Annotated in this window: 14 protein-coding genes and 1 riboswitch; of the genes, 7 read left to right on the forward strand and 7 right to left on the reverse strand. The window is 72.6% G+C overall.

Features of this window, described 5'->3' with window-relative positions:
* Nucleotides 1–43: 43 nt before the first annotated feature.
* From QSK21_RS03440 to QSK21_RS03460, 5 genes are all read right to left on the reverse strand, one after another.
* Nucleotides 44–1588: a DUF4331 family protein gene (locus QSK21_RS03440; protein WP_285693680.1), complete on the reverse strand. Its 1545-nt coding sequence runs from the start codon at nucleotides 1586–1588 to the stop codon at nucleotides 44–46.
* Nucleotides 1589–1734: 146 nt separating this feature from the next.
* Nucleotides 1735–2727 carry a maleylpyruvate isomerase family mycothiol-dependent enzyme gene (locus QSK21_RS03445; RefSeq protein WP_285693681.1) on the reverse strand — a complete coding sequence of 331 codons (993 nt, stop codon included), beginning with the start codon at nucleotides 2725–2727 and terminating at the stop codon, nucleotides 1735–1737.
* Nucleotides 2728–2818: 91 nt separating this feature from the next.
* A complete protein-coding gene (locus QSK21_RS03450; RefSeq protein WP_285693682.1) occupies nucleotides 2819–3388 on the reverse strand; it encodes an RNA polymerase sigma factor in 570 nt (189 codons plus the stop codon).
* A 351-nt stretch (nucleotides 3389–3739) separates the two neighbouring features.
* A complete protein-coding gene (gene thiC / locus QSK21_RS03455; protein ID WP_285693683.1) occupies nucleotides 3740–5476 on the reverse strand; it encodes a phosphomethylpyrimidine synthase ThiC in 1737 nt (578 codons plus the stop codon).
* A riboswitch (TPP riboswitch) is annotated at nucleotides 5471–5582 on the reverse strand. It overlaps the preceding gene by 6 nt.
* A gap of 59 nt (nucleotides 5583–5641) precedes the next feature.
* Nucleotides 5642–6169 (reverse strand): NUDIX hydrolase, encoded by a 528-nt coding sequence (locus tag QSK21_RS03460; RefSeq protein WP_285693684.1) that lies wholly within the window; start codon nucleotides 6167–6169, stop codon nucleotides 5642–5644.
* A gap of 138 nt (nucleotides 6170–6307) precedes the next feature.
* Between QSK21_RS03460 and clsA the strand changes: the two genes are divergently transcribed.
* Nucleotides 6308–6961, forward strand: a complete 654-nt coding sequence (gene clsA / locus QSK21_RS03465; RefSeq protein WP_285693896.1) for a cardiolipin synthase ClsA — start codon at nucleotides 6308–6310, stop codon at nucleotides 6959–6961.
* Nucleotides 6958–9456: a mannose-1-phosphate guanyltransferase gene (locus tag QSK21_RS03470; RefSeq protein ID WP_285693686.1), complete on the forward strand. Its 2499-nt coding sequence runs from the start codon at nucleotides 6958–6960 to the stop codon at nucleotides 9454–9456. The genes clsA and QSK21_RS03470 overlap by 4 nt, the downstream gene beginning before the upstream one ends.
* Before the next feature lie 2 nt (nucleotides 9457–9458).
* Here the strand turns inward: QSK21_RS03470 and QSK21_RS03475 are convergent, their stop codons facing one another.
* Complete coding sequence (locus QSK21_RS03475) at nucleotides 9459–10811, reverse strand: aminotransferase-like domain-containing protein (RefSeq protein ID WP_285693687.1); 1353 nt, start codon at nucleotides 10809–10811, stop codon at nucleotides 9459–9461.
* 89 nt (nucleotides 10812–10900) lie between these two features.
* Between QSK21_RS03475 and QSK21_RS03480 the strand changes: the two genes are divergently transcribed.
* The 5 genes from QSK21_RS03480 to QSK21_RS03500 all read left to right on the forward strand — a co-directional run bounded on the left by QSK21_RS03480 (nucleotide 10901) and on the right by QSK21_RS03500 (nucleotide 15031).
* Nucleotides 10901–11554: a LysE family translocator gene (locus QSK21_RS03480; RefSeq protein WP_285693688.1), complete on the forward strand. Its 654-nt coding sequence runs from the start codon at nucleotides 10901–10903 to the stop codon at nucleotides 11552–11554.
* 319 nt (nucleotides 11555–11873) lie between these two features.
* Nucleotides 11874–12407 carry an FHA domain-containing protein gene (locus QSK21_RS03485; protein WP_285693689.1) on the forward strand — a complete coding sequence of 178 codons (534 nt, stop codon included), beginning with the start codon at nucleotides 11874–11876 and terminating at the stop codon, nucleotides 12405–12407.
* A 360-nt stretch (nucleotides 12408–12767) separates the two neighbouring features.
* A complete protein-coding gene (ftsR, locus tag QSK21_RS03490) occupies nucleotides 12768–13511 on the forward strand; it encodes a transcriptional regulator FtsR (protein ID WP_285693690.1) in 744 nt (247 codons plus the stop codon).
* Nucleotides 13512–13665: 154 nt separating this feature from the next.
* Nucleotides 13666–14136 carry a bifunctional nuclease family protein gene (locus tag QSK21_RS03495; protein WP_285693692.1) on the forward strand — a complete coding sequence of 157 codons (471 nt, stop codon included), beginning with the start codon at nucleotides 13666–13668 and terminating at the stop codon, nucleotides 14134–14136.
* A gap of 289 nt (nucleotides 14137–14425) precedes the next feature.
* Nucleotides 14426–15031, forward strand: coding sequence for a MerR family transcriptional regulator (locus tag QSK21_RS03500; protein WP_285693693.1), 606 nt, complete (start codon nucleotides 14426–14428; stop codon nucleotides 15029–15031).
* Between the two features lie 912 nt (nucleotides 15032–15943).
* On the opposite strand, the gene QSK21_RS03505 is transcribed toward QSK21_RS03500, so the two are convergent.
* On the reverse strand, nucleotides 15944–18460 hold the full coding sequence (locus QSK21_RS03505; protein WP_352231244.1) for a flippase-like domain-containing protein: 2517 nt from the start codon (nucleotides 18458–18460) through the stop codon (nucleotides 15944–15946).
* Nucleotides 18461–18512: the final 52 nt, after the last annotated feature.

Here is an 18512-nt window from a genome sequence, read left to right on the forward strand (position 1 = left end):
TCTCGGATCGGATCGGGAGGGCGTGGACGGCGGTGCGGGGCTGTCAGCCCGCCATGCCGCGGCGGCGCCACCACAGCAGCCCGCCACCGGTGACGAAGGCCGCGCCCGCGCCGATCGCCAGCAGCGGGATCGCCGGCGAGCCGCCGTCCTCATCGGCCGGCGAGTTGTTCGCCACGTTCCCTCCATTGATCATCGTGGCGCCGGCGGGCTTGGCCTTGCCGCCGCCCCCGGAGCCGCTGCCGGCACCGCTCATCGGCTTGCCGCCGCGGACGTCCGACCCGGAGGTGGGCAGCCCGACGTAGGGGAAGCTCTTCTCGAACGGCACGTCGTTGGCGTTGACGGCGTCCCCGAGGTCGTTCTTGTTGCCGACCAGCTCGCCCTCGGCGACCTGCAGCGTGATGTCGATGACGTCGTCCTGCAGGCGCCGCCCGTTCGGGTACCCGGCGTTGTCGCCCTCCAGCACGCCGAGCCGCTTGGGGTTCGGCGACGGCGGGATGGACGTGTTCAGCCGCATCAGCTCGGCGGGACGCACGTTCGGCGGCTTGTTCAGGCCCGGCACGCCGGTGAGGAACACCTGCACCAGGTCGTTGCGCGGGGTCTTGGGCGCCGGGATGTTGTAGATCTGCTGGATCAGCTTGGGCACCTCGGGGTCGGTGACGTACTTGAGGAACTGCGCGTCGTGCCACGGGATGGACGCGTTGAACTTGTCCTTGTCCTTCAGCGGGATGACGACCTCGTTGACCAGCGGGTGGCCCAGGCGGGACACCTGGTGCCACTGCCCGGAGGCGCTCTGCCGCGACACCGAGGAGTAGATCCCCAGGATCGGCTGGCCGGGCTTGGTCAGCGCCCTGGTCGGCACCTGGATGGCGATGGACTGCTCGTTGAAGCCGCGCAGCGAGTCGTTGCCGACCTCCTTGAGGTTGCCGCCGTACAGCAGGTCGAAGACCCGCAGGTCCAGCGAGAACGGCGCGTCCGACTGGCCGGCGAAGGTGCTGGTGCCGCTGGGCAGCGTCTTGACCGCCTGCCGCCGCAGCGCCCGGTAGTCGGGCATCGACGCCTTGCCCACGTTGGACGGCGCCACCGGCACGTTGCTGGCCAGCGTGCGGGTGCTGTGCACCGCGCCGCCGCGCCGCGAGATGAGCGTCAGGTCGTAGAACTGGCGGAAGTTGAGGTTGGGGTCGTCCAGGCTGCGGACGGGTCCCACGTTGTACAGGAAGGTGTTACGGTTCCGGTAGGTGTCCTTGAAGGTGTAACGGTAGGTGAACTCCGGCAGCGAGTCGCCGTCGTTGTCGACGTGGATCTCGTACCGGGCATCGGTGGCGAACTTGAAGAAGTTGGGTCCGCCGGCGGGCTCCTCGAAGGGCCAGAAGTTGGCGATCAGCGTGGTCGTGTCGGGCTTGTCCGGGCTGACGAACGCGTACACGTCCACGTTGTCGTAGGGCGCCATGCCCGAGATCAGCGGGGCCTCGCGGTGGCTGGAGGCCGTGGCCGCCCCCGGTTGCAGCCCGGCGAGCCCGCTCGCGACGAGCGCCGCGCCGGCCGCCAGCATGGCCGCGCCGCGGAGCCGGGCGGGTAGGAGTAGTGACATCGCAGTGTCCTTTGCGCGGGTCGGCGGTGCCCTCGTCCGGCACCGCATCCGTCCCGCTTTCGGACCCGCCGCCCGTTACGGATGGGCGAGTGGCCGGATAGGGCCACTTCCGAACTCGCCTCATCCAAACGCCGTCTCAGGACGGCTCAGTCGCAGCCCAGGGTCGCGGCGGCGTGCAGGAGGTCGGCCGCCAGCGCCGGGTCGCCGTCGGTGACGTGCGCGAACGTCTCGGGCCTGCGCCGGTTGGCCACCAGCCGGCAGAACTCCTCCGCGTCGGCCGTGACCGTGACGTCGGGACGTGCCGGACCCGGACCCGCGCCGACGGGACCGGGCGCCATCGGGACGAGCCACTCGCCTTCGCCGGGTCCGGTCAGCCTGAGCCGTGCCGTGCGCCCGGGACGGGCACGGCCGATGCCCCGCAGCGCCTGCGGCAGCATCGGGACGGCCATCTCGACGATGAGCCGCAGGTGCTCGCCCGGCGGCGGCTCGGTGGGACGGCCCATGGCCGCACGGATGTCGTCGGCGTGCGTCCAGGTCTCGAACGTCCGCTGCACCAGGCCGGTGCGCGCCGGGGCGCGGACGACGCGGGGCCCGGGACCGGCGAGGGCCGCCGGCCGCTCCAGCAGGGTCGTGTCGGCGGACACGCCGCGCAGCACCGCCTCCGCCTGCGCGTGCCACACGCCGCGCGGGCCGGGGTCGTGCGCGCGGGCGACCAGCCCGAGGTCGCCGGCGAACGCGGCGTCGTTGCGGTTGAGGTGGTCCACCAGTTGCCGCACGGAGTCGTACTTGGCGACGGGCGCACGCCAGTCGTCGGTGGTGAGCGAGGCCAGCAGCTCGTCCATCCGGGCCACCTGGCGGGCGTAGGCGTCGGCGAGGCCGGGGGACAGGCCCATGGCGACGCCGGGCCTGCGCCTGCGGCGCGCGGCCGACAGCACATCGGCGCGCAGCGAAGGGGGCGGGGCCGTCTCGGTGACCGCCGCGAGCAGCGCGGAGGTGCGGCGCATCCGGTCCGCCTCGGCGGCGCAGCCGGGGCAGGACGCGAGATGCTCGTCGATCCGGGCGGCCTCGTCGGGAGGGCACGCGTGCAGTGCCCAGGCGGCGAGAGCCCTGTCCACGTCAGGATGTCCTTCCTCGCTCAAGCCCGGCCCTCCTTCCGAAGGTACGCTTCCGCCGCCCGATTCACCAGTGGGTACGGCGACCCGGGGACGCCGTGACCGATGGCGCGGGCGGTCACGTGCTCAGTCCTTCGCGTTCGAGGTCCGAGGCGAGCTTGGCCAGGGCGCTGCGGATCCGGGACTTGGCCGTCCCCTCCGGGATGCCGAGCGTCACCGCCACCTCCCGGTAGGTCAGGCCGCGGTAGTAGGCCAGCTCCAGCACCTCGCGTAAGGGGCCGGGCAGCGCGTGCAGGCCGCGGCGGACCCCTTGGGCCAGCTCGCCCTCGACGACCACCTCCTCGACCGTGGGATGCCCGTTGCCCTCGCGTTCCAGGTACGGCGGCGGCCGCCGGTGCCGGCTTTCCCGGCGCACCCAGTCGACCGCCCGGCGGTGCGCCAGCGTCGCCAGCCAGGTGCGCAGCGAGCCCTTCGCCGGGTCGAACGACAGCGGCCGTTCCCAGAGCCCGACGAACACCTCCTGCGTCACGTCGCCGGCCGCCTCGGCGTCCGCCGTCACCCGCCGCGCCAGCCCGTACACCAGGGGTGCGAACAGGTCGTAGATCTCGGCCAGCGCCTCCTCGTCGCCCGTGGCGAGCCGGGCCCGCAGCTCCTCGTCGCGGGCGACCGCGGGTCCTGGCGAGTCCACCGGTACCACCACCCGTCCTGACCGAAGGTTCGCGCGCCGCGTCGAACGGCGTCGTTTCATACTCTCCCGGATTCCGGGCGTTCGCGTAGCCGTCCCGGGCAGAAGAGATCGGCATGGGGGACGATCGTCACGATGCGTCGTTCCGGCAGGACGATGGGTGGCGGTACGGGCGCCGCAGGCCGGACCCGGCCACGTTCCCGGGCCGCCGCCACGTCCCCTCGCGGAGGCGTGGCGGCGGCCTCCCTACCGGGGTCAGCGGTCACCGCCGCGAGCCGTCAAGGCGAGCGGCGGGCGCCGTTGGCCCCGCACCGGGGGGTGTGGGGGGTCGCCCCCCACCGTGTCACGGACGGCTCAGGAGTCCGCGGACGTCACCGGCAGGTAGATCCGCCCGCCGGACGCGGTGAACTCGGCGGCCTTCGCCCGCATCCCTTCTTCGAGCGCCTCGCGCTCGTCCAGGTCGCGCGCCGCCGCGTACGCGCGCACATCCTGCGTGATCTTCATGGCGCAGAAGTGCGGGCCGCACATCGAGCAGAAGTGCGCGGTCTTGGCGGGCTCGGCCGGCAGCGTCTCGTCATGGAACGAGCGGGCCGTCTCCGGGTCCAGCGCCAGGTTGAACTGGTCCTCCCAGCGGAACTCGAACCGGGCGTCCGACAGCGCGTCGTCCCACGCCTGGGCGCCCGGATGCCCCTTGGCCACGTCGGCGGCATGCGCGGCGATCCTGTACGCGATCATGCCGGCCTTGACGTCCTCCCGGTCCGGCAGCCCCAGATGCTCCTTGGGCGTGACGTAGCAGAGCATCGCGGTGCCGTGCCAGCCGATCATCGCGGCGCCGATCGCCGAGGTGATGTGGTCGTACCCGGGCGCGATGTCGGTGGTGAGCGGGCCGAGGGTGTAGAACGGCGCGCCGCCGCACAGCTCCTGCTGCAGGTCCACGTTCTCCTTGATCTTGTGCATCGGGACGTGGCCCGGGCCCTCGTTCATGACCTGGGTGCCGTACTCGGCCGCGATCGCGGTGAGCTCGCCCTGCGTGCGCAGCTCGGCGAACTGCGCCTCGTCGTTGGCGTCGGCGATGGAGCCGGGGCGCAGCCCGTCGCCCAGCGACCAGGTGATGTCGTAGGCGGCGAAGATCTCGCACAGCTCCCGGAAATGGGTGTAGAGGAAGTTCTCCCGGTGGTGGGCCAGGCACCAGGCCGCCATGATCGAACCGCCCCGGGACACGATCCCGGTCCTGCGCCGCGCGGTCAGCGGGATGTACCGCAGCAGCACGCCCGCGTGCACGGTCATGTAGTCCACGCCCTGCTCGGCCTGCTCGATCACGGTGTCCCTGAACACCTCGTAGGTCAGCTCGGCCGGGTCGCCGCCGACCTTCTCCACCGCCTGGTACAGCGGGACGGTGCCGACCGGGACCGGCGAGTTGCGCAGGATCCACTCGCGGGTGGTGTGGATGTCACGGCCGGTGGACAGGTCCATGACCGTGTCGGCGCCCCACCGTATCGCCCAGGTCAGCTTCTCCACCTCGTCCTCGATGGAGGACGCCACCGCCGAGTTGCCGATGTTGGCGTTCACCTTCACCAGGAAGTTCCGGCCGATCACCATCGGCTCGATCTCGGGGTGGTTGACGTTGGCGGGCAGCACCGCCCGCCCCGCGGCCAGCTCGGACCGCACGAACTCCGGCTCGACGCCCTCGCGCAGCGCCGCGAACTCCATCTCCGGGGTGATCTCGCCGCGCATCGCGTAGGCGCGCTGCGTCACCGCGCCGCCGGTCGCCTTGCGCGGTCTGCGGTCACGGAACCTCGCCTCGTTCCGCAACGGGTCCCCCGATCGCCTGCCGTCGTCCTCGGGACGGACGGCGCGGCCCTCGTACTCGGCGGTGTCGCCGCGCTCGGCGATCCACGCCTCGCGCAGCGGCGGCAGCCCGCGCCGCACATCGGCCTCGTACGAGGGGTCGGTGTACGGGCCGGAGGTGTCGTACAGCACCACCGTGCCCCCGTCGCTCAGCGGCACCTCCCGCATGGGCACCCGCAGGTCGTCCCGCGAGCCGGGAAGGTACGTCTTACGGGCGTGCTGAACAGAGCCGTGCTCGGTCATCACCGGATCTCTCCCTACGCCGGCATTACCCGGTCAGGTTCCAGCGGTCAGCGGCCGTCCCAGCCGCTATCTCAGCCCGGTTCGCCGGGCCCCCGCGATCTTCGTCTCGACCGTAACCCGGCGGCCGCCCCGCCGTCCACACCCGATCATGGGCGCGGCCGCGGCCTACCGCCCGTTCTCGCCCAGCAGGTAGAGCAGCGCGGCGAGGCTGGAGGAGGAGCCGATCTCGCCACGCGCCGCCAGCGCGGGCACGGAGGCGAGCGGCACCCACTCGATCCGTTCCGCCTCCACGTCGGTCGGATCCCCGGCGCGCTCCGCGCCGTCGGCCGCGTACAGGTGGTGCACGCCGTCGTGCAGGCCGGGCGAGGCCGGGACGTCGAACAGGTGCCGCAGCGGGCCGGGACGCCAGCCCGTCTCCTCCAGCAGCTCGCGCGCCGCCGCGCGCTCGGGCTCCTCGCCCTCCTCGACCCGGCCGCCGGGGATCTCCCAGCCCCACCGGCCGGTGATGAAGCGATGCCGCCAGATGAGCAGCGCCCTCCCCTCGCCGTTCAGCGCGACCACCCCGGCGGCGTTGCGCACCCGCACCAGATGGTGGTCGAGCCGGCGCCCGTCGGGCAGCTCCACGTCGGCCAGGCAGAGGTTCATCCAGGGACTGCGATAGACGTAGGTCTCTCCGTGCACCGTCCATCGCATGCACCGCAGGCTACCCCGGGCATCACCGGACCCTGACGGTAGGGTCAAGGGCATTGGGGGACAGGGGAGGCGAACGCGTCAGTGAGTCCTGATGTCGGAGGGCCGCCGGAACCGGGCCGCGAGCAGCGGACCGCGCCGTTGGCCGAGTACGTGTCGGGCCGGATCTGGACGGTTCCGAACGTCCTGAGCTTCGCGCGGCTGTTCGGCGTCCCGCTGTTCCTCTGGCTGGTGCTGATCGAGGCCGACTGGTGGGCGCTGGGCGTGCTGGTGTTCGCCGGCCTCTCCGACTGGCTCGACGGCAAGCTCGCCCGGATGCTGGACCAGACCAGCAGGCTCGGCGTGGTGCTGGACCCGGCCGCCGACCGGCTCTACATCCTGGCCACGCTGATCGGGCTCACCGTCCGCGACATCATCCCCCTCTGGCTGGTGATCCTGCTGGTGGGACGGGAGGTGGCGATCGTCCCGATCGCCCCGATCATCCGCCGGCTCGGCTACTCGGGGACGCTGCCGGTGCACTTCGCCGGCAAGGCCGCCACGCTGTGCCTGCTGTACGCGTTCCCGCTGCTGCTGCTGGGCGACCACGACGGCGGTGTGGCCACGGCCGCCAAGGTGATCGGCTGGTCCTTCGCGATCTGGGGGACGGTCCTGTACTGGTGGGCGGCCCTCCTCTACTGGGAGCAGACCAGGCGGCTGTGGACGGCCGCCCGCGCCGCGTCCCCGTCCCCCGGGCCGCCGGGCCCGGCGGAGGCCGGCCCGGCAGGCGATCAGAAGGGAGCGGAGACCCCCAGATGAAGGCCGTCGTGATGGCGGGCGGGGAGGGGACGCGGCTGCGTCCGATGACCGCCAACCAGCCCAAGCCCCTGCTCCCGCTCGTCAACCGGCCGATCATGGAACATGTGCTGCGGCTGCTCAAGCGGCACGGGTTCACCGAGACGGTGGTGACCGTCCAGTTCCTCGCGGCGCTGATCCGCAACTACTTCGCCGACGGAGAGGAGCTCGGCATGGCGCTCAGCTACGCCACCGAGGAGGTTCCGCTGGGCACGGCGGGCAGCGTGCGCAACGCGGCGGAGGCGCTGCGCGACGACCGCTTCCTGGTGATCTCGGGGGACGCGCTCACCGACATCGACCTCACCGACATGGTGCGGTTCCACGAGGAGAACGGCGCGCTGGTCACGATCGGGCTCAAGCGGGTGCCCAACCCCCTGGAGTTCGGGATCATCATCGTCGACGAGCGGGGCCGCATCCGGCGCTTCCTGGAGAAGCCCACCTGGGGGCAGGTGTTCTCGGACACCGTCAACACCGGCATCTACGTCATGGAGCCGGAGGTGCTCGGCCGCGTCGCCGAGGGCACGCCGGTGGACTGGTCCGGCGACGTGTTCCCCGGCCTGCTGGCCGAGGGCGCCCCGCTGTACGGGTACGTCGCCGACTGCTACTGGGAGGACGTCGGCACCCACGCCAGCTACATGAAGGCGCAGGCCGACCTGCTCTCCGGCCTCGTCGACGTCGACCTGCAAGGCTTCGAGCTGTCGCCGGGCGTGTGGGTCGGGGAGGGCGCCGAGGTCGACGCCGAGGCCGTCCTCAAGGGCCCCCTGTACGTGGGGGACTACGCCAAGGTCGAGCCGGGGGTGGAGCTGCGCGAGTTCACCGTGCTGGGCAGCAACGTGGTGGTGAAGGAGGGCGCGTTCCTGCACCGCGCCGTCGTCCACGACAACGTGTTCATCGCGCCGTCCACCAACCTGCGCGGCTGCGTGATCGGCAAGAACACCGACATCATGACCGGCGCGCGGGTCGAGGAGGGCGCGGTCGTCGGCGACGAGTGCGTGATCGAGGCCGAGGCGTACGTGTCCAGCCAGGTCAAGGTGTACCCGTTCAAGACCATCGAGGCCGGCGCGGTGGTCAACACCAGCGTGATCTGGGAGTCGCGGGGGCAGCGCACCCTGTTCGGGCCGCGCGGGGTGTCCGGGCTGATCAACGTGGAGATCACCCCGGAGCTGGCGGTCCGGCTGGCCAGCGCGTACGCCACCACGCTGCGCAAGGGCGCCGCCGTGGTGACCGGCTGCGACGCCTCGCGCGCCGCCCGCACCCTCAAGCGCGCGATGATCAGCGCGCTGACCTCCACCGCGATCGACGTTCAGGACCTGGAGGCGTGCGCGCTGCCGATGGCCAGGTTCGAGACGGCGCGGGAGGACTGCGTCGGCGGCGTCTACATCCGTACCACGCCCGGCGACTCGCAGAGCGTCGACATCATGTTCCTGGACGCCGGCGGCGCCGACCTGTCCCTGGCGGCGCAGCGCAAGCTGGAGCGGGTGTTCGGGCGGCAGGAGTACCGGCGGGCGTTCCCCGGCGAGATCGCCGAGCTGACCTATCCGGCCAGGACCATCGAGACCTACACCCGCGACCTGCTGCGCCGGGTCGACATGAGCGGGGTCCGCGAGGCCGGGCTGAAGATCGTGCTGGACTGCGCGGGCGGGACGGCCTCGCTGGTGCTGCCGACGCTGCTGGGCAAGGTCGGGGTGGAGGTGCTCACCCGCAACAACCGGCTGGACGAGGCCAACCCGACCGAGACGCTGGCCGAGCGGATGCGCGACCTCCAGCGGCTGGGGGAGCTGGTGTCGTCCTCGCGGGCCGCGTTCGGGGTCAGGTTCGACCCGGTCGGGGAGCGGATCTCGCTGGTGAACGAGAACGGCGAGCTGATCGGCGACGACCGGGCGCTGCTGGTGATGCTGGACCTGGTCGCGGCCGAGCGGCGCGGCGGCCGGGTCGCGCTGCCGGTGACCACGACCCGGGTCGCCGAGCAGGTCTGCCGGTTCCACGGGGTGCAGGTGGAGTGGACCTCCACGTCCCAGAGCGTGCTCACCAAGGCGGCCGCCCGCCCGGACGTCGTGTTCGCGGGCGACGGCCGGGGCGGCTTCCTGATGCCGGAGTTCGGCGCGACCGTGGACGGGATCGCCGCGTTCGTCCGCCTGGTCGGCCTGGTCGCCAGGACCCGGCTGACGCTCTCGCAGATCGACCGCCGCATCCCCGAGGCGCACCTGCTGCGGCGCTCGGTCCCGACGGCGTGGGCGGCCAAGGGCGGCGTGATGCGCCACGTGGTGGAGGCGGCGGGCGGCCGGGCCATCGACACCACCGACGGCGTGCGGGTGACGGAGGGCGACGGGCGCTGGGTGCTCGTCCTGCCCGACCCGTCGGAGGCCGTCACCCACCTGTGGGCCGAGGGACCGGACGACGACGCCGCGCAGGAGGTCCTGGAGGAGTGGGCCGCGGTCGTCGAGCGCGCCGGCTCCTAGACTCAGCCGTCCCAGGTGTCCTCGGGCGAAGAACGGGCGAGGCGGGCGAGCGTGCCCAGCGCGTCGGCGAGCACGCCGGGCGGGGGCGAGGCCAGGCCGATGCGCACCGCGCCGGGCGTCCGGCCGTCGCCCGCCGGGCCGGGTCCGACCACGAACGCGGCGCCCGGCGTGACCGCGATCCCGTGCCGGGCCGCGGCCGCGACGAACGTCTCGGCGCGCCACGGAGCCGGCAGCTCCCACCAGCAGTAATACGAGCACGGCGCGGCACGGACGGCGTCCTGCGGCAGCCGCGCGGCGGCGATCCGCCGCCTGGCCAGCGCGTCCTCACGCTTGGCCTGCACGATCGCATCGGCGCTGCCGTCGGTGAGCCAGCCGGTGGCCGCCTCCAGGGCGTACCCGGTGGGCGTCCATGCTCCCGAGCGCAGCGCCGTGGCGACCCGGTCGGCCAGGTGCGGGGGCGGGACGGCGAAGCCGATGGTCAGGCCGGGCGACAGGCGCTTGGAGAGGCTGTCGATGAAGATCGTCCGGCCGGGGGCGGTGGCGGCGAGGGGCGGTGGCGCGTCCGCGTGCAGGAACGCCCAGGTCGCATCCTCGATCGCGATGAGGCCGAGGTCGTCCAGGACGGCGGCGAGCGCGGCACGGCGTCCCTGCGGCATCGTCGTCCCGTACGGGTTGTGCAGGGTCGGCTGGACGTACACCGCCTGGAACGGGGCACGACGGTGGGCCTCGGCGAGCGCTTCGGGCCGGAGCCCGTCCCGGTCGGTGGCCACGGGGACGAGCGTGACCCCCAGGCGGGCCGCGATCGCCTTCACGACCGGATAGGTGACCTCCTCCACGGCGAGGCGGCCCCCCGTGGGCACGAGCGCGGACACCGCCCCAGCGATGGCCTGGCGGCCGTTCCCGGAGAACAGGACGCGTTCGGGGTCGACACGTCCCGGCAGGAAACCCGCTGCGGCGGAGCGGGCGGCGGGAGTGCCCGGCGGGCCGACTGGACGCAGCGCCGCCTCCAGAACGTCCGGCCGCAGCAACCGGGCCAACCCTGCGGCGAGTCGCTCCGCCTGCCCGGCCACCACCGGGTAGTTGAGTTCCAGATCCACCCTGGCCGTGGACGGCTCGACCAGAGCGGGACCTGAGGGCGCGGGGGCGGCGGCGCGGACGAACGTCCCCCGCCCCACCTCGCCGACCACCAGACCACGCCTGGCCAGCTCCCCGTAGACCCTGGTCGCGGTCGAGTTGGCGATGCCGTGGCGGCGCGCGAAGACCCGTTGCGGAGGCAGCCGCTGCCCGGGACGCAGCCGTCCCGCCGCGATGTCGGCCGCGACCGCGTCGGCCACCCGCCGAAAGTCGAATTGCACCGAGAACAATCTACCCCATTGCACCGAGAAGTCACACCGCCTAACGTGGACGCCGGAAGGGGCGGGAAACATCGACCACGGGGGGTCCATTGGTCTCCACGACCGCGCTGGCCGGGATCGCCCTCGTCGGGCTGGGGCTCGTCCTCACACCGGGACCCAACATGATCTATCTGGTGTCCCGGTCGGTGACCCAGGGCCGCACGGCGGGCCTGATCTCCCTCGGCGGGGTGGCGGCCGGCTTCCTGGTGTACGTGGCCGCCGCGGCCGCCGGACTGACCGCGATCTTCGCGCTGGTGCCCGCCGTCTACACGGTGATCAAGCTGGCCGGGGCCGGCTACCTGCTCTGGCTGGCCTGGCAGGCGTTGCGCCCCGGCGGGAGCTCGGGGTTCGCGCCCCGCGACCTGCCCGCCGACCCGCCGCGCCGGCTGTTCACGATGGGACTGGTCACCAACCTGCTCAACCCCAAGATCGCCGTGTTGTACGTCTCGCTGCTGCCCCAGTTCACCGACCCCGACCGCGGCAGCGTCGCCGTCCAGAGCCTGCTGCTCGGCCTCACCCAGATCAGCGTGGCGATCACGGTCAACGGCCTCATCGTCCTCGGCGCGGGCTCGATCGCGGCGTTCCTGGCCCGGCGGCCGATGTGGCAGCGTGTCCAGCGATACCTGATGGGATCGGTCCTGGCGGGGATGGCGCTGCATCTGGGGCTCGACCGTTCGCGCGCCGCGGCCACGGCGGGTCCGTGATCCGAGTAGGCTGCTTCCTTTACGGGGTTACGCGCGGCGCCGCCGGGCGGGGATGGGACCCGCGTGCGCGCGGCGTCGTAGACCTGCGATCATTGACGGCGGTAGCTTGGGGGCAGCCGGGCGCGTCGTTTCAGTTGACCCCTCGGGCCCGACCCGCGTAAGTTGCGGCAACCGTCGTGTTGGCAGGCGGCGGGTCGGACCGTGGTCGGGGGACGGTCCCCGGCGTGGGTTGGTTACAGGATGCGCGTGGCGCAGGACGGGCTCCGCGGCAGCGGGGAACGTCCGGTGGCACGCCGATGGTAGGAGGCCGAGCCGATCGATGCCGAGCGTCTACTGCACGCAGTGCGGTCACGCCAACCCGGATGATGCCCGCTTCTGCTCCAACTGCGGCACCCCGCTGACGCGGGGCGCCCCCGCGCCCACCCCCTACCGGGAGTCGCCCGGCGAGTCCACCTCGACCATCTCCATCGGCGGCCTGGAGGCCCTGGACGTCGACCAGGGCGAGGAGGTCGGCGCCGACCAGGTCGCCGTCGAGGCGCTGCCCCCCGGCACCGCCCTCCTGGTGGTCAAGCGCGGCCCCAACGCCGGCAGCCGCTTCCTGCTCGACCGCGACCGGGTCTCGGTCGGCCGGCACCCCGAAAGCCACATCTTCCTCGACGACGTCACCGTCTCCCGCCACCACGCGGAGTTCGCCCGCGAGGGCGGCGGTTTCTCCGTCCGCGACGTGGGCAGCCTCAACGGCACCTACGTCAACCGCCAGCGCATCGACCAGGCCGGCCTGTCCGGCGGCGACGAGGTGCAGATCGGCAAGTTCCGCCTGGTCTTCCTGACCAACCCGCAGCACCATCACTAGCCGCCGCGCAAGGTCACCAAACGCGCCAGGCCAAACGGCGCGCCACGAAAGCGCAGGCCACGGGGACGCAGCGAGGGGAGGCATCATGACCGAGCGCAGCGAGGGCGTGATGTCTCCTGTTGTTGCCGGGGGGTCTGGGGGGTCGCCCCCCCAGATGGGGCGGAGCATCATGACCGGGCGCAGCGAGGGCGTGATGTCTCCTGTTGTTGCCGGGGGGTCTGGGGGGTCGCCCCCCCAGATGGGGCGGAGCATCATGACCGGGCGCAGCGAGAGCGTGGTGTCGCCTGTTCTTGCTGGTGGATCGTCCCCTCAGATGGGGCGGGGGATCGCAGCCCGTTCCCTCGGATGGGCGGGGCGGTCATGAGCGCGCGGGCGGCAGCGGCCCTGATGACCATCGGGGATGTCCTGGCACTGCTCAAGGGCGACTTCCCGGACATCACCATCTCCAAGATCCGGTTCCTGGAGTCCGAGGGCCTGATCGAACCGCAGCGCAGCCCGTCCGGCTACCGCAAGTTCAGCGACGCCGACGTGGACCGGCTCCGTTACATCCTCACCTGCCAGCGCGACCACTACCTGCCACTGCGGGTCATCCGGCAGCGTTTGCAGGCCCTCGACCGGGGCGAGCCCGTCCCGCCGCCCGGCGCGCGGCCCGCGTCCCAGAACGGGAACGGGACCCGGCGCCCGCGCACGCTGGTGGCGGCCGACACGACCGCCGAGGAGCCCGCCCCGGTCCGGCTCACCCGCCGCCAGTTGCTGGACGGCGCGGGCATCGACGCCGAGCTGCTCGCCAGTCTGGAGGAGTACGGCCTGGTGCGCCGCACGGGCGGGAACAACGGCCACTACGAGGGCGAGGCCCTCACCGTGGCGCGTACCGCCGCCGCGCTGGGCGAGTTCGGCTTCGAGGTCCGGCACCTGCGCGCGCTGAAGGCCGCCGCCGACCGGCAGGTCGGGATGATCGACCAGGTCGTGGCGCCGCAGTTGCGCCGCCGTAGCCCCGGCGCGCACGAGGAGGCCGCGCGGACCGCGAGGGAGATCGCCGCGCTGGCCGTGCGGCTCCACGCCGCCCTGGTCTCCGCCGGGCTGCGGGAAAGCCTCGACCCCTGATGTCGGGGTCCGGAAGGTATTTCAAGGACGGTCGCCTCGACGTGTGGTCCGACCCTGGGTGTACGTTGGCTACAGGGTTCGGTCAGGGCCGCAAGGGTTGGATCAAAGGTCCGGGCACGGTGATCGAGACAGCGAGGACCAGCAGGGAGCCGCAGTGAAGCAGATGGAGGTCGTCGGCGTCCGGGTCGAGATGCCCTCCAATCAGCCGATCGTCCTGTTGAAGGAGACGGAGGGTGACCGTTACCTCCCGATCTGGATCGGGGCGGTCGAGGCGACCGCGATCGCCTTCGCCCAGCAGGGGGTGCTGCCGGCCCGCCCGCTCACCCACGACCTGTTCAGGGACGTGCTGGAGGCGCTGAGCGTCCAACTGCGCACCGTCAACATCACGGCGCTGCGCGAGGGCATCTTCTACGCAGACCTGATCTTCTCCAACGGCGTGGAGGTGAGCGCCCGCCCGTCCGACTCGATCGCGCTGGCGCTGCGCACCGGCGCCACCATCTTCGCGAGCGAGGACGTGCTGGAGGAGGCCGGGGTCGCGATTCCGGACGAGCAGGAGGACGAGGTCGAGAAGTTCCGGGAGTTCCTGGACACGATCTCCCCGGAGGACTTCGGCCGCGCCGGCTGAGGCCGTCTCCACCCCCCGGCACTCGAATCGGGCCGACCGAATCGGTCAATCCGGTACTCTAGGTCGAGAACGGCAAGAGTTGCGCCGCGTGATCGGGGGTACGGGTCCAAGTGGCGGGTAGGCGCGCAGTTTGCCCACGTGAAGCCGGTTCATCCGGGCATGCGACGCGCCGACCGTGAACGTTGACCCGACCCTGACCGGCACCTACCGTGCTGGTGGAACACCCGTGGACTCGTTCGTCAAACCCCCTTGACGAGGCACCGCGGGCTGATAGAAGCCGGAGGTCCGCGTGGCGGTGAGCAGCGGCGAGGGCAAGGCGACCCCCGATAGGCACGTGGCGTCTCGGCGCGCCGGAGAGCAGGGCCTGCTCTTCGACACCGAGGTGTCGGCGCCGCCCGAGGACGTGGGCTACCGCGGCCCGACGGCCTGCGCCGCCGCGGGGATCACCTACCGGCAGCTGGACTACTGGGCCCGTACCAAGCTGGTGGAGCCCAGCGTGCGCTCCGCCCAGGGCTCGGGCAGCCAGCGCCTCTACAGCTTCCGCGACATCCTGGTGCTCAAGGTCGTGAAGCGGCTGCTCGACACCGGGGTCTCGCTCCAGCAGATCCGTACCGCGGTGACGCACCTGCGCGACCGAGGCGTCCGCGACCTCGCTCAGATCACCCTCATGAGCGACGGCGTGAGCGTCTACGAGTGCACCTCGCCCGACGAGGTGGTCGACCTCCTCCAAGGCGGCCAGGGCGTCTTCGGCATAGCCCTGGGCCGGGTCTGGCAGGAGGTGGAGGGCAGCCTCGCCGAACTCCCCGCCGAACGCGCGGCGAGCGACCTGGACGCACCCGGCGACCACCCCCACGACGAACTGGCCCACCGCCGCCGAGCCAGAAAAACCGGATAGCCCCCAAACCCCCGATCGAACGTCCCCCACAAAGCCGCCGGGCACGAACCCGCCCCAAGCGGCAGGGGCGAAACCCCGTCCCCACCGAGGCCACGCCGCAGCAAGAAACAAGCGAAGGCGCATCGCGCCCCCGGCGTTACGGACCGCCTTCACAAGTAACCCATCCTTTTACAGGGGTGGTCGGGAACGGAGTCCTTGCCCGAAGCCGAGGCAGAGTGCCTACCCGGAGGCGTGTCCAGGCTGCGGGGCGCGGGGCGGAGCTCCCGCATCGGGGTGTGAGGGCGCCCCCGCGAGGTCAAAATCAAAACCCCGAAAGGCTAATGCCGCCGGAAACGGGGCAAGGGGCAAAGTCCCAAGGGGGCGAAGCCCCCAACGGGGGCAAGGGGCGAAGCCCCAACGGGGGTGCAGGGGGCGGAGCCCCCTGCCGGGGTTGTAGGGGCGGAGCCCCTACCCGGGGTCAGTGGGCACCGTTGCGAGCCGTCAAGGCGAGCGGCGGGGATCGCTGGCCCCGCAGCGGGGGGTGTGGGGGGTCGCCCTCCACATATGTCACAGCCCCAACGGGGGTGCAGGGGGCGGAGCCCCCTGCCGGGGTTGTAGGGGCGGAGCCCCTACCCGGGGTCAGTGGGCATCGCCGCGAGCCGTCAAGGCGAGCGGCGGGGTCCGCTGGCCCCGCAGCGGGGGGTGTGGGGGGTCGCCCTCCACATATGTCACAGCCCCAACGGGGGTGCAGGGGGCGGAGCCCCCTGCCGGGGTCGTAGGGGCGGAGCCCCTACCCGGGGTCAGCGGTCACCGCCGCGAGCCGTCAAGGCGAGCGGCGGGGTCCGCTGGCCCCGCATCGGGGGGTGTGGGGGGTCGCCCCCCACATATGTCACAGCCCCGCATCGGGGGGTGTGGGGGGTCGCCCCCCCACAGTTAAACAGCTTCCTTGCGTTGCAAGTAGGCGAAGGCGGCCCAGCCTGGCAGTACGGGGAGCCAGAAGGTGAGCAGGCGGTAGAGCAGCACCGCCGATGTCGCCGTCTCCGCCGTCAGACCGGAGATCGTCAATGCCACCGTGAGGGCGGTTTCGACGGCGCCGAGGCCGCCTGGGGTGGGGGCGGCCGAGCCGAGGGCGTTGGCGGTGAGGAAGACCACCACGATCGAGGTCCAGGGCAGGGAGCCGCCGAACGCCCGGATCGAGGCGTCGAGGCACAGGACGAAGCCGGCGGTGAGCAGCAGGGTGCCGCCCACTCCCGTAATGATCTTCTTGGGGGACTGGAGGACGTCGACGAGGCGGGGCACCACGCCGGAGAACATGCTTCTGAGGCGTCCGGCGACGACCCGGCGCACCTTGGGGATGGTGAGGGCGATGGAGGCCAGCACGGCGGCTGCCAGCAGGACGATCACGATGGTGCGGGACGGGGCGAGGTCGCGGGTGGCGTTGGCGGCGGACCCGGTGATGAACCCGAAGATCACCAGGAGCAGGACGTGCATGGCGAGGCCCATGAGCTGGGACGCGCCGACGCTGGCGACGGCGGGGCCCGGCCGTACCCCTGAGCGTTGCAGGTAGCGGGTGTTGAGGGCGACACCGCCGACGGCGGCGGGCGCGACCAGCCGGACGAACGAGGCGGCGAGCTGGACGAGGACGGTGCGGCCCAGCGGCAGCCGTTCGGGGACGAAGCCCATCAGCATGAACGCCGCGGCGAGGTAGGTCAGGGCGGCGGCGCCGAGCGCCAGGCCGGCCCACCACCATTCGGCTCCGGCGACGAGCCGGACCGGGTCGACGCTGCTGAGCTGGGGGACGACGATGTAGGCGGCGGCGGTCAGCGCGACGATGCTGACGATCGTGCGGAGCCTGAACCGTTCGAGCCGGACGGGCGGTGCCTCGTCGCTTTCCGGTTTGAGCTGGACGATCTGCTCGCGGATCCGGGTGAGCAGCTCCCGGTCGTGGCGCAGCGCGGTGCGGGTACGGCGGGACAGCGCGACCCTTTGCAGCAGCGGCACCGCCGCCGCCAGGGCCTGCTCGCCGAGCACGCCGACGGCCGTGCGGACCGCGCGTTCGGGCCCGACGCGCAGCGCCAGTGTGGTGAGCAGTTGCGCCAGGTCGAGCCGCAGCGCCAGGTCACCGGCGGCGATCTCGCCGGTGCCCAGGTCGGTCAGGTAGGCGCGGCCCTCGTCGGACACCAGGATGGCGCCGCCTTCGAGCCGGCGGTGCGCGAGCCGGGCCGACTGGAGCCGCCGCAGTTGCTCCCAGATGTCGGTGAGCAGCGCGTCGGTGAGGTCCTCGTCGGGGACCTCGTCGAGCCGGGGGCCGGGCACGTACTCGTAGGCCATCAGCGCGGCCTCGGTGCCGACCTCGCAGGTTCCGACGAGGCGGGGTGTGCGGGCGCCGGCCGCGTCGATGGCGTACGCCATCAGCGACTCCTGCTCGAGCGAGCGGCGCAGCGACCGGACGGGGCGGTGCTGCGCGGGCTCGCGCAGCCGGACGGCCCGCCACAGCCGGTACAGGAGCCCGGCGGTCTGGAGGTCGCGGTCCAGGACGCCGACTTCCAGTTGCCATTCGCCGCGTGGCAGCGCCGTCTCTGAGGTGGCGGTGGGCACGGCCCCGGGCGCGTGCGCGATCCGGACACGGTAGCGGCGGGTCTCGTCGTCCTCTCCGGGGAGGCGGCGGGCTTGGGCCGTGCGCAGCCCCAGCCGTTCCAGCGCGGTCACCACGGCACGGCCGGACGGCCTGGGGTTGGGTGTGCCGAGCGCGTAGAGCGTGCCGTGGCCGATGGCGTGGCCGAGGAAGAACGTGGCGGCCAGCGCGGCGACCGAGGCGTACCCGGCGGTCAGCCCGGTGAGCGCCGCCAGCCCGATCATCGTCCAGGTGACGGCCATCCACCGCTTGCGGCCCGCCATCCCCACCGCGCTGATGAAGGCGATCACCGGCGCGATGTCGGTGTGCACCGGGGCGGTGTCGGTGCCGCCCCAGATCAGCGAGTCCAGCACCCCGCCGGGCGCCGAGGAGATCACCATGTCGTCCAGCAGGACGGTGAGGGTGAACGTGATCACGGCGGCCGGCAGCGCGATCGCGACCCGCGTCCCTTCCTTGCGGAACAGCCGCTCCACCGCGAACGCCACCGGAACCGCCAGCACCCCGAAGCTGGACACCAGGGTGGCGAGGGTGAGCAGGGGCCTGGGGGCGTGGGCGGTGCCCTGGGTGATGTCGGTCTGCAGCCCGTGCGTGGCCTGCGGGGCGAACGAGACCAGCAGCATGACGGCCAGCAGGCCCGCCACCGAGGCGGCGAACCGCATGGCGTCGGAGGGCCGGCGGATCCGGTCCGGGCTGGGCGGCTCGTCCACGGGCACGGCGCCGGGGGCGGCCTGGACCGGTCGCACCGTGTCCTGGCCGTGTTCGTGCTCGTCTTCGTGGGCCCGCGTCAACGCCCCACCGCCGTCCGCACCCGTCACTGTGATCAGCGTCCCAGACCCGGCGGCGCGCCGTCGAGCGCGGAGCCCGCCC

The organism is Actinomadura sp. NBRC 104412, from assembly GCF_030269515.1.
In the GTDB taxonomy this organism is placed as follows: domain Bacteria; phylum Actinomycetota; class Actinomycetes; order Streptosporangiales; family Streptosporangiaceae; genus Spirillospora.

Coding starts and splice junctions, on each gene's coding strand:
- QSK21_RS03440 (WP_285693680.1), bottom strand. CDS start 1,588: ATGTCACTACTCCTACCCGCCCGGCTCCGCGGCGCGGCCATGCTGGCG.
- thiC (WP_285693683.1), bottom strand. CDS start 5,476: ATGACCGAGCACGGCTCTGTTCAGCACGCCCGTAAGACGTACCTTCCC.
- QSK21_RS03460 (WP_285693684.1), bottom strand. CDS start 6,169: ATGCGATGGACGGTGCACGGAGAGACCTACGTCTATCGCAGTCCCTGG.
- QSK21_RS03470 (WP_285693686.1), top strand. CDS start 6,958: ATGAAGGCCGTCGTGATGGCGGGCGGGGAGGGGACGCGGCTGCGTCCG.
- QSK21_RS03485 (WP_285693689.1), top strand. CDS start 11,874: ATGCCGAGCGTCTACTGCACGCAGTGCGGTCACGCCAACCCGGATGAT.
- ftsR (WP_285693690.1), top strand. CDS start 12,768: ATGAGCGCGCGGGCGGCAGCGGCCCTGATGACCATCGGGGATGTCCTG.